The following is a 12366-nucleotide window of genomic DNA, read 5'->3' as shown; positions in this document are numbered from 1 at the left end:
AATATTAAAGTGGTTCGTTCAAAAGATCCAGAAACTCTACGGCATTGGCCTCCATTTTATGGACAACCTTATCCGTTCTGTTCACCAAATGGTTATACCCCATATAGGCGATGATACCCACGATTAGACCCGCAACCGTTGTAGTCATTGCGGTGTAGATACCGGAAGCCAAAGAGCCCATTTCCGCTTGACCACCACTACTGGCCATTTCATGGAAAGCCAAGATCATACCGATTACAGTTCCCAAGAATCCGATCATGGGTGCCGCCCCGGCAACGGTAGCAAGAACGCTCACGTTCTTTTCCAATTTATAAACTTCAAGGGTCCCCGCATTTTCAATTGCGGTGTTGATATCGTCCAATGGTTTTCCAATTCTGGAAATACCTTTTTCGGTCAATCTAGCCACAGGAGAATCTGTTTGGGCGCATAGAATTTTGGCAGCCTCCAATTTTCCGGAAGTGACATGATCCCGTATTTGGTTCATGAAATTCTTATCGATTTTGGAAGCGGCATTGACGGCCAAAAGCCGTTCAAAGTAAATGTAAAGGGCCACGCCCAACATCAAAAACAATACGGTAATGATAACGACGCTACCCGTACCGCCATTAAAAACCAAGTCCATTACGGAAAGTGTTTTCTCTTCGGAAATCACTTCGCCCATAGCCGGATCTTGTGACAAATCTTGTATTAACAACATAGTATTCTATAAATGAAATTTGCCATTATAACGGTGAATTGCAGATTAAATTATCCGTGCAGGACAAAATCTCTTAATAAAATGAACACTCCGGCACCTGCGATAAATCCAACAAAAGCAAGCCATGCTATTTTTTTCAAATACCAGAAAAAGTCGATTTTTTCCATGCCCATAGCAACAACCCCTGCCGCAGAACCAATTATTAACATACTTCCGCCTGTACCGGCAGAATATGCGATAAAATGCCAAAGAGGATTATCCATAGATTCCCCGAACATTCCCATACTAGCGGCAACCAAAGGCACATTATCAATTACTGCAGATCCTACACCAAACAACATCACCACGATATCCGTATTGGGAATCGCCTGATTCAAACTTTCGGCATAATGGAAAAGCATTCCCAGGGATTCCAAGGCGGCAACGGCCAAAAGGATTCCCAAGAAGAATAAAATACTGGGCAATTCTATTTTTGATAAGGAGTGATGCACGGGGCTATGGTGTCCTTGTGTATCGCTGTGTTCCCCATCTAAAGAAGTAATACTAAACTTTTTGTTACTATAAATCTCTGCGAACGTCGCAACCACGGCCAAGGAAAGCATCATACCAACGTATGGCGGTAGATGTGTAATAGTCTTGAAAAAGGGTACAAAAACTATGGCTCCAAGACCTAAATACAACATTGTAGAACCATACTTGGATTTTGGCGTCTCTTCTTCAAAACTACCTTCTATATTTCCTTTAAAAGCACTATTTGTTCCCGCGATAAGTGTGGGGACTACCATACAAATTATTGAAGGAATCAATACATGTATTACCAACTGCCCAGCAGATACCTTGTTGGCTATCCATAACATTGTGGTTGTTACATCACCTATTGGGGACCACGCACCCCCTGCATTGGCGGCGATGATTATCATACCCGCAAACCAAAGTCTGGTATTCCTATCGTTGATGACCTTTTGCAAAATGGTAATCAGTACAATCGTTGCGGTAAGGTTATCAATGATGGCAGATAGAATAAAGGCCAAAATAGAAAACAACCATAATAACCTTCTTTTGCTCCTAGTCCTAATGTATCCTTTGATGGTGGCAAAACCGTCAAAATAATCGATAATCTCAACAATGGTCATGGCTCCTAAAAGAAAAACTAAAATTTCCGCCGTCTTGCCTAAATGGTGGAGCAAAATCTCATCCAAGTGTGTCGGCTCCAATTCCCTTAGCTCCGCATTCACTTCAAAAACGGGCATATGGTTCAAGGCGATGAGCGCCCACAATATGGCCATCATGGCCAAAGCTGGAATCAGCTTATCGATTTTTAAATTATGTTCCAGGGTAATCGCGAGATATCCCGCTAAAAAAACAATGATAATAATGGTTTCCATGCGCTGTTGGTTTTTAGTTTCCTCCTATGTAAGGTATCAAATATAAGTCTGAATTATAAATTTTGAAATTCCCTAAAGATATCCAAAATTGTCAATCCTACCATAGCCAAAAATAGATTATCCTAAAGGCGTTTGAAAGTCAATCCATTACATCGCATTTTTTAACAAAATTATGTCTCTCGGTAGAATTAAGTCGGTAGATATCGTAACATAGAATTGAACTGATTCAATATCAGATTAAATAATTAAATGGTATAGGCTTATATTTGTTGATATACCTTTTTAAAAAAGCACGATGGATTTTAAACTTACCGAAGAACAGGAACTGATCAAACAAGCGGCACGCGATTTTGCACAAAACGAATTGCTCCAGGGAGTAATTGAAAGGGATGAGCAGCAGAAGTTTCCAAAAGAGGAAGTAAGAAAAATGGGGGAACTGGGTTTTTTGGGAATGATGGTGGATCCAAAATACGGTGGGAGCGGATTGGATACCCTCTCTTATGTACTGGTGATGGAGGAACTATCCAAAGTTGACGCCTCCTCCTCTGTAATCGTATCTGTAAACAATTCATTGGTCTGTTGGGGTCTTGAAACCTATGGGACCGAGGAACAAAAGGAAAAATATCTGCATAAACTGGCAACGGGGGAAATCATTGGGGCGTTCTGTTTATCCGAACCCGAGGCGGGCAGTGACGCCACATCCCAGAAAACCACTGCGATTGACAAAGGAGACCATTATCTTTTGAACGGTACCAAGAATTGGATCACCAACGGTGGAACGGCAGGCGTATATTTGGTCATCGCCCAAACGGATAAGGATAAAAAGCATCGGGGAATCAATGCGCTCATTGTAGAAAAGGGAATGGAAGGTTTTGAAATTGGCCCCAAGGAAAACAAATTGGGTATCCGTGGTAGCGATACCCATTCCTTACTATTTAATGATGTAAAGGTGCCAAAGGAAAACAGGATCGGTGAGGACGGATTTGGATTTAAATTCGCCATGAAAACCTTAGCAGGAGGAAGAATAGGAATTGCCGCCCAAGCTTTGGGCATTGCCGCAGGTGCGTATGAATTAGCCTTGAAATATTCACAGGAAAGAAAGGCGTTTGGAACAGAGATCAGCAATCATCAGGCCATAGCCTTTAAACTTGCGGATATGCATACCCAAATACAAGCGGCAAGATTGTTGGTTTATCAAGCAGCAAAGGAAAAAGACAATGGAGCGAACTATGACCTTTCGGGTGCCATGGCCAAATTATATGCCTCACAGGTAGCCATGGAGACCACCGTTGAAGCCGTACAGATTCACGGAGGAAATGGATTTGTTAAGGATTATCATGTGGAGAGACTAATGCGAGACGCCAAAATTACACAAATTTATGAGGGCACATCTGAGATCCAAAAAATCGTTATTTCACGGTCCATCTTAAAATAAACCTTTTTTAAGTTAGTAACACCCTATAGAAATTAGGGTGCAAGCAATAAAAAACAAATCCCATACCTGTTACCCATAACATAAGTAGGGGTTAAATTGTGATATACCTTCATTTCAATACCACGACCCCCAATATAGTCAATGGGCTTACTTAATATTATCATACATTTATCAATATGATAATTTGACCTACTCAAAAATTATGATTTAAAGATATTTTAAGCTTTATTTAAAAACGTTAAATATTTTACTTGATTACCCTTTAATCACTGATTATAATTTAAATAAAATAATATTTTTGAAGAAATACGATAAATTATGAGATTGAAGAAGCAAGGACTTTATCTACCAGAATTTGAGCACGATAACTGTGGTGCCGGTTTTATTTGTAGCCTTAAAGGAAAAAAATCCAATGATATTATTCATAAGGCACTTGAAATTCTGGAACGGCTGGAGCATAGAGGTGCTGTAAGTGCAGATGGCAAAACAGGGGATGGTGCAGGTATATTGATAGATATACCCCATGTCTTCTTCAAGGAGGTTTGCACTTTTGAACTTCCAGAACAAGGTGAGTATGCTGTTGGCAACGTGTTTTTCCCACAAAAACAGAATCAACGGGAGTATTGCATTCAAGTATTCGAGGAAAACATAAAGAAACAAGGGCTTAAATTACTAGGCTGGAGAAACGTTCCGGTAAACCGTTCCGTACCCGGAAGAATTGCTGCCGAAACCGAACCTTTTGTAAAACAAGTTTTCATAGCAAAGGAGAAAAAGGAACAATCCTACTTCAATTTCAATTTGAAATTGTTCATAGCCAGAAAGGTCACTGAACACGCCATTATAAAATCAAAACTTTCCGAAAGTAAGTTTTTCTACGTACCCAGCCTATCTACCAAGATTATAATATTTAAGGGGCTTCTGATGCCCATGGACATCAGTCTTTATTATTCCGATCTCATGGACCCAAGGGTCGTGACAAGATTGGCCTTGGTACACCAACGCTTTTCTACCAACACATTCCCAACATGGGATTTGGCACAACCATTTAGGTATATGTGCCACAATGGAGAGATAAACACCTTGAGAGGAAACGTTTCAAGGATGTTCTCCAGACAAGAGCTACTGGAAAGTGAAATGTTTGGCGATGAAATTAAAAACATACTTCCTATCGTTTTACCGGGCAAATCGGACTCCGCCACTATGGATATGGTCGTTGAGTTATTGCTCATGACAGGACGCTCATTACCAGAGGTCATGATGATTTTGGTTCCCGAAGCTTGGGAAAAAAATACGGAAATGTCCGAAGCGAAAAAGGCCTTCTACGAATACCATTCCTGTATGATGGAACCATGGGACGGCCCTGCCTCCATACCCTTTACGGATGGAAACTACATTGGTGCATTGCTTGACAGAAATGGGCTTAGACCTTCCAGATACTCCGTTACAAAGGACGATTATGTGGTGATGTCTTCCGAAACGGGCGTCGTTGAAATCGCACCTGAAAATGTGGAATTCCATGGCCGTTTGGAGCCCGGAAAAATGTTCTTGGTGAACATGGAGGAAGGTCGTATCGTAAATGACGAGGAAATCAAAGAGGAGATAGCCAAAAAACATCCGTACAAAAAATGGTTGGACAAAAATCTGGTCCATTTAAAGGATATACCTTATAATGATTGCCCATTGTTCTTGGGAGAAGCTTCTTTGGAAAAGAGAAAATCTGTTTTTGGATACACTTTGGAAGATATCAACACCATTATACTTCCCATGGGAAAAACAGGTAAGGAACCAATTGGGTCCATGGGTTCCGATACGCCCATTGCCGTGTTGTCAGAAAGGCCACAACTTATCTACAATTATTTTCAGCAGCTATTTGCCCAGGTAACCAATCCGCCTTTGGATGGTATTCGTGAAGAGCTGATTACTGATATAAGTCTAACCTTAGGCAGTGACCATAATATCTTTGAATTTTCGGAACTGCATTGCAGGAAGTTAAAGATCCAGAACCCGGTAATTTCCAAAGAGGATTTGGACAAGATCAAGAATTATGACGCCAGTCCGGATTACAAGGTGGTTTCCATTTCCATGCTATATCCAGTGGAAAAGGGACATAATGGCTTGGAAGATGCCTTACAGTCCATATTGACGCAAGCCTCGCAAGCTGCGGACGAGGGGGCGAATATTATTATTTTATCCGATAGAAATGTGAACAAGGAGAACGCACCCATACCGGCGTTATTAGCTTGTTCCTATATAAATAGCGGACTACAAAAACTGGGCAAACGTTCAAAACTTAGCATCATAATAGAATCAGCGGAACCAAGGGAAGTACATCACTTTGCTTTGTTGTTCGGGTTTGGGGCAAGTGCCATCAATCCATACTTGGTAAACGAAATCATCGGGGAACAAATCGAGGAACAGGATATCCATGAATTTACCTTTGAAGAGGCCATTAAGAATTACAATAAGGCCATTGGGAAAGGTATCTTAAAGGTCATGAACAAAATAGGCATCTCTACCTTGAACTCCTACCGTGGTTCCCAACTGTTCGAGTGTATAGGTATCAATACAAAAGTGGTCGATAAATATTTCCCCAATACGCCTACAAGGATTCAGGGAATCGGCCTTTACCAAATAGAGAAAGAGGTAGCAAAACGCCATCAGAAGGCATTCTCCACCAAGGAGGTCGATGCCAATTTGGACCTGGAAATTGGAGGCGAATACAGATGGAGAAGAAATGGCGAAAAACACATGTTCAATCCTTTGACAATCGCCAAACTCCAAAAATCCGTAAGAAACAACGAACCTGAAACGTATAAGGAGTTCTCACAAATGGTGAACGAGCAGGCCAAAAACTTGATGACCATCAGGGGACTTTTCGAGTTTTCAAACTATGACCCAATTCCTTTGGACGAGGTTGAACCATGGACGGAAATCGTAAAAAGATTTAAGACTGGGGCGATGTCCTACGGCTCCATAAGCAAGGAAGCCCATGAGAATTTGGCCATTGCGATGAACCGAATTGGAGGTAAAAGTAACTCCGGTGAAGGAGGTGAAGATGAGGAGCGATTTTACAAAAATGCCACCGGGGATTGGCGTAACAGTGCCATAAAGCAGGTTGCTTCGGGAAGATTTGGGGTAACATCCAACTATCTCACCAACGCCAAGGAAATCCAGATTAAAATGGCCCAGGGGGCCAAACCAGGGGAAGGCGGACAATTGCCGGGACCCAAAGTAAATCCCGCCATTGCCAAAACTCGAAATTCCACACCGTATGTAGGGCTGATCTCGCCACCACCGCACCACGACATTTACTCCATTGAGGATTTATCGCAGCTGATATATGATTTGAAATCGGCCAACAGGAAGGCCAGGATCAACGTAAAACTTGTATCGGAAGTAGGTGTTGGAACGGTCGCAGCCGGGGTTGCAAAAGCCAAAGCCGATGTGATTTTGGTATCCGGTTTCGATGGTGGTACGGGAGCCTCTCCCCTCACCTCCTTGAAACATGCCGGGTTGCCATGGGAGCTTGGTATTGCCGAGGCACAACAGACATTGGTACTCAACGACCTAAGGAACAGAATTGTTTTGGAATGTGACGGACAGTTGAAAACGGGCCGCGATGTTGCCGTAGCCTGTTTGTTGGGGGCGGAGGAATTTGGCTTTGCCACCGCACCTTTGGTCGCATCGGGTTGTATCATGATGCGCGTTTGCCATTTGAATACCTGCCCGGTTGGTATCGCAACACAGAATCCGGAACTGCGTAAAAAGTTCGAAGGAAAGCCGGAACATGTGGTCAACTACATGTATTTCATAGCCCAAGAACTAAGGGAAATTATGGCGCAGCTTGGCTTTAGGACCATCAACGAAATGGTAGGTCAGGTGCATAAGCTAGACCGAAAAAAGGCCATAGATCATTACAAAGCCAATGGCATCGATCTGACACCAATATTGCATCAGGTCGATGTACCAAAGGGAACCAAATTCTACAATACGGAAAAACAAAAGCACGATGTATTCGATTCCATCGAGTTCGACATCATAGAAAAAGCAAATCCGTCCTTGTTCCGAAAGGAAAAATTGACCTTGGATTACCCTATTAGCAATACGGACAGGGCCGTAGGTGCAATCATTAGCAATGAAATATCCAAAACTTATGGTGCGGAAGGTTTACCGATCAACACCTTGAAGCTTAACTTCACAGGTTCTGCAGGTCAAAGTTTTGGCGCCTTTGCCACCAGAGGTTTGACCATGATCGTCAATGGCAATACCAACGATTATCTAGGAAAAGGTCTTTCGGGTGCGAAGTTGGTAGTACGGGTTCCGGAAGGCTCTACTATTGTTCCGGAAGAAAATGTCATCACAGGGAATGTGACCCTTTATGGTGCTACTGCCGGTAGGGCCTATATCAATGGTAAGGCGGGCGAGCGTTTCTGCGTTAGAAATTCCGGCGCAAAGGCTGTTGTGGAAGGTATTGGTGACCATGGTTGTGAGTACATGACCGGCGGAGTTGCCGTTATTTTGGGAGAAGTTGGAAGAAACTTTGGTGCCGGTATGAGTGGCGGGATTGCATACGTACTCGACGAGAAAAAGACATTTAGAAACAGATGTAGCGGTGAAGGTCTCAATCTTTTAAAAGTAGAAGAAGACCAGGACATCAAACAATTGAAGGATTTGATTACAAGCCACTATAACTCAACAATGAGTCCATTGGCCCAACGTATTTTGGAAAATTGGGAAGCTTATCTACCTAAATTCATCAAGGTCTTCCCAGAGGAATATAGACAGGCATTGATCCGCTTGGAGAAAGAAAATTTACAAACAATATAAAATCGGGAAATGGGGAAGATAACAGGATTTTTGGAAATCGATAGAAAGGTAGAATCATATGCTCCTGTGGAGGAGCGTATAAAAAACTATAGGGAGTTTACGCTGCCTATGGAGGAAAAAGATGTTAAGGACCAAGGTGCCAGATGTATGGATTGTGGAATCCCGTTTTGCCATAGCGGTTGCCCTTTGGGAAATTTGATACCAGATTTTAATGATGCAGTTTATCGTGGTAAGTGGGAAAAGGCGAGTGAAATACTACACTCCACCAATAATTTCCCAGAGTTTACCGGTAGATTGTGCCCGGCACCTTGTGAAGAAGCATGCGTTTTGGGTATCAATGAAGATCCGGTAACCATTGAAAATATTGAAAAAAACATTGCTGAGACCGCATTTAAAAAAGGATGGATTACAGCAAAGCCTCCTTTGGAGCGAACAGGTAAAAAAGTGGCCGTTGTAGGTTCCGGACCCGCAGGTTTGGCTGCTGCACAGCAATTGAACAGGGCAGGTCATCAGGTAACTGTTTTTGAAAGGGATGAAAAACCGGGTGGTTTGCTGAGATATGGCATCCCAGATTTCAAAATGGAAAAGCATGTAATAGACCGAAGATTGGAGTTATTGAAAGAAGAGGGAATCGAATTCAAATGTGGTGTGCATGTTGGTAAGGATATTAAGGCCGATGCCCTAAAAAATGATTTTGACGCTATTGTGCTAACAGGTGGCGCAACCGTAAGAAGAAAGTTACCCATTGAAGGAGCCGATTTAAAAGGTGTAGTGCAGGCCATGGACTTCTTGGGACAAAACAACAGACGTGTTGATGGCATCAAGGATTTGGGTGAAGAGATTTTGGCAACGGATAAGGATGTCGTCGTTATTGGTGGTGGGGACACTGGTTCCGACTGTATTGGGACCTCGTTTAGGCAGGGGGCCAAATCGGTTTCCAATTTCGAGATTATGCCCATGGGCACACCCGATAGACCCAAGGACCAACCTTGGCCATTCTGGCCAATGCGATTGAGGACCAGTTCCTCCCATAAGGAAGGGGCCGAGCGTTTTTTTAGTATTTCGACCAAAAAGTTTATAGGCGATGAAAAAGGCAACCTAAAAGGGTTGATAACCTCTGAAGTGGAATGGGTAACCGTACCCGGTCAAAGACCACAGTTAAAGGAAGTGGAAGGCACCGAGAAAGAGTGGAAATGTGAACTAGCTCTTTTGGCTCTAGGTTTTACAGGCTCTGAGAATACCATTGCTGAACAACTAGGTTTGGAAATGGATAATAGGACCAACATAAAGGCTTCAGAACTTAACTATAAGACGAATGTTCCGGGTATTTTTGTAGCTGGAGACCAGCGAAGGGGCCAATCCCTTATTGTTTGGGCCATTTCGGAAGGTAGACAGGCAGCGCACCACATTGATAAGTATTTGATGGGTGAATCTGCATTACCATTAAAGGGCGAGGGTGATTTGCCAAGGGTTTAAGAACCCTTAACAAAATAGCAAACCGTCTCGTTCTGGAAATGAGACGGTTTTTTTGTGTTCTACTTGGCTCAATTTTTGATTCAAAAAATTATAGGTTTTACGGCCTTCATAAAATAGCCAATAAAGAAACAGTCTTTTAAGAGTGCAAATGTCAAAATATTTAGTAGTTATGTCCTTGCTTATATTCACCTCTTGTATCCCAATAAGAATAGCTCCCTCTATACGGGACTACACAATTTCCAAAGGCAAAAAGTTTAAAAGACAGCTTCCAAGGCGACAAATGTACATTTTTGAAGACCCTAAGCAGGCGAATGAATTTTACAATTATATCATTATTAAATATTCTTTAAATGATGTAGATGTTTGGCTCGATGTTCCATTTACCATTGATGATAAGGAATTTTTATTTTCATTTTATGAAGTAGAAATACCAACAAAAACTGTCAACTTAGTACCATTGGCAATTGACGGGGTCTTGCATAGTGCCGAAATTGACCCTGTCATGGATACGTTATATGAAACAAGGAAAGGGAACTGGTATATAGGAATCGAAGTATACGATGCCAATGATAAGGATTGCCTTATGGAAGATTTCGAATATAGGAAGGATATTATTGAATATCTCTCATTGTTGAAAAATGAATATTTGGCAACGCACAATTACAATGAAGTTCTATTTAAAAGGTAAAGCTACTGGACAACCTTTAATCTTATATTTATCCTATTCCGGATTTATTATGTTCGATCCGAAAACAGTACAAACGAATGATTTTAATATTTCATAAAAATCAATGGTTAATCCTTGGTTGTCCTACTTCCCCACCAATCAACGTTTGGCTCAAAATCTAGGGAAAACATTTGCAAGCGTTGGGCTTCCAATTCTGGCCATTTTTCTTCGATAATCATGTGTTGTCTTTGTGCCGATAATAAAGAATCATATTTGGGATCGGGTTCTGGTACATTTGCACCTACATCGTACAACCATTGAAGTAATTTACGTCTTAGTCTCTTAGCAGTTTCCGGTTGTTGCCCTATCAAGTTTTTTTGTTCCCCGATGTCTATAGAAACATCATAAAGCTCATCGGAATCGTCTTCCCAGTAATGAATAAGTTTCCATTTGCCTTCCCTTATAATTGATGAAGGATTACCACCCTGATTCCCATAATGTGGATAGTGCCAATACAAAGGACGTTGTTTTTCCAATTTTTCCCCTACCAAAATAGGTTTAAGGCTAACACCATCCACATGCTGTCCCGGTCTCAGGCCAATACCTGCCAAGTCCAATAGGGTCGGATAAAAATCAGTTCCTGTAACAGGATAATCACTGGTACTTCCACCGTTTTTCAACCAAGGTACTTTGATAAAATAGGGCTCCCGTATACCACCTTCCCATTGATATCCCTTTCCGCCACGGAGTGGTAAGTTCGAAGTTGAGAAAGAATCCCCAGAAGCCACTCCTCCATTATCCGACGTAAACACCACTATAGTATTGTCTTCTATTCCCGCTTCCTTCAGTGACTTCAGCACTATGCCTACGGCATCATCCATGGCTTCTACTAGCCCTGCATAAATTGGATTATCCTGTACAGTTCTAATAGGTAATATACGTTCCATTTCATAACCCTTTTCAGCTAAACCCATTGAATCCGCTTTGTCACGATATTTTTGCCATTTTTGCTGGGATGTTTGAATGGGTCCATGCACGGCATAAAAGGAAAGAAAGGCAAAAAAGGTACTATCCTTGTATTTTTTAATAAAGTCCGATGTTTCCTTGGCTAATCGTAGGGAAAGATTTTCCCCTTCCGCTCTATTAGGCAACTTAGGATTCTCCCATGGAGAAAAATATCCACCCATAGGACTACCCTTGTGCCATCCCCCCACATTGATATCAAAACCATGGTTTTCTGGATAAGAACCTTCACTTCCTAAATGCCACTTACCGGCAAAAAAAGTTTTATAACCTGCACCCTTAAATGCCTCAGCCAGGGTAACATCATTTTTGGGCAAAGCATGCAAGTAACTTGCCGGCAATAATTTATCGTATCGTTTATTGGCACGCCAATCCGTTCCAGAGCGTGCTCCAATCCAGTCCGTGATACCATGTCTAGCAGTAAATTTACCTGTCATAATGCTAGCTCTTGAAGGACTACATACCCTACTAGCGGCATAACCTTGGGTAAAAACCATGCCTTCTTTGGCAATCTGATCTACATTGGGAGTTTCATAGAATGTACTTCCTGTGCCACTCAAATCATGTAATCCTAAATCATCGACAAGAATGAATAATACGTTTGGTGTTTTTGGGAACACGGAATGTTCTTCTTGACACGAAATGAATATGAGTATTGGTAAGAAAATATACTTCATGACTCTTTGGTTGTTTTCTCAAATATAGAAAAAACCAAAAGTAGAATATCAAAAATAAAAAAGCCCCCTTACGTTATGTAAGGGGGCTTTGAGGAAGGCGGCTACCTACTCTCCCACTTGGTATAGCAGTACCATCGGCGCAAACGGTCTTAACTTCCCTGTTCGGAATGGTAAGGGGT

7 protein-coding genes and 1 rRNA gene are annotated in these 12366 nt (G+C 41.9%); 4 read left to right on the top strand and 4 right to left on the bottom strand.

The genetic code is table 11. The features are described 5' to 3' along the window. Nucleotides 1–4: 4 nt before the first annotated feature. Both F0361_RS16200 and nhaD read right to left on the bottom strand, forming a co-directional pair. Nucleotides 5–697: a MotA/TolQ/ExbB proton channel family protein gene (locus tag F0361_RS16200; RefSeq protein WP_138259584.1), complete on the bottom strand. Its 693-nt coding sequence runs from the start codon at nt 695–697 to the stop codon at nt 5–7. A gap of 50 nt (nt 698–747) precedes the next feature. Next, nucleotides 748–2082 carry a sodium:proton antiporter NhaD gene (nhaD, locus tag F0361_RS16195; protein ID WP_138259583.1) on the bottom strand — a complete coding sequence of 445 codons (1335 nt, stop codon included), beginning with the start codon at nt 2080–2082 and terminating at the stop codon, nt 748–750. Nucleotides 2083–2377: 295 nt separating this feature from the next. Here nhaD and F0361_RS16190 point away from each other — a divergent pair, with 295 nt between their 5' ends. From F0361_RS16190 to F0361_RS16175, 4 genes are all read left to right on the top strand, one after another. Then, nucleotides 2378–3517: an acyl-CoA dehydrogenase gene (locus F0361_RS16190; protein ID WP_154920344.1), complete on the top strand. Its 1140-nt coding sequence runs from the start codon at nt 2378–2380 to the stop codon at nt 3515–3517. A 318-nt stretch (nt 3518–3835) separates the two neighbouring features. Further along, nucleotides 3836–8344 carry a glutamate synthase large subunit gene (gene gltB / locus F0361_RS16185; protein ID WP_154920342.1) on the top strand — a complete coding sequence of 1503 codons (4509 nt, stop codon included), beginning with the start codon at nt 3836–3838 and terminating at the stop codon, nt 8342–8344. Between the two features lie 9 nt (nt 8345–8353). Next, the gene (locus F0361_RS16180) at nt 8354–9820 is read left to right on the top strand and encodes a glutamate synthase subunit beta (RefSeq protein WP_154920340.1); all 1467 of its coding nucleotides are present in this window, start codon (nt 8354–8356) and stop codon (nt 9818–9820) included. Between the two features lie 169 nt (nt 9821–9989). After that, a complete protein-coding gene (locus tag F0361_RS16175) occupies nt 9990–10508 on the top strand; it encodes a hypothetical protein (RefSeq protein WP_154920338.1) in 519 nt (172 codons plus the stop codon). Nucleotides 10509–10615: 107 nt separating this feature from the next. Here F0361_RS16175 and F0361_RS16170 read toward each other — a convergent pair whose 3' ends face one another. Then, entirely contained in the window at nt 10616–12187 is a 1572-nt protein-coding gene (locus F0361_RS16170) for a sulfatase (protein ID WP_154920336.1), read from the bottom strand. 92 nt (nt 12188–12279) lie between these two features. After that, nucleotides 12280–12366 (bottom strand): 5S ribosomal RNA (gene rrf, locus F0361_RS16165); the annotation flags it as partial.

The organism is Maribacter flavus, assembly GCF_008386635.1.
GTDB classification, from domain to species: domain Bacteria; phylum Bacteroidota; class Bacteroidia; order Flavobacteriales; family Flavobacteriaceae; genus Maribacter; species Maribacter flavus.
Note: the sequence above shows the minus strand (reverse complement) of the source record. Positions and strands in the feature narration are given on the sequence as shown.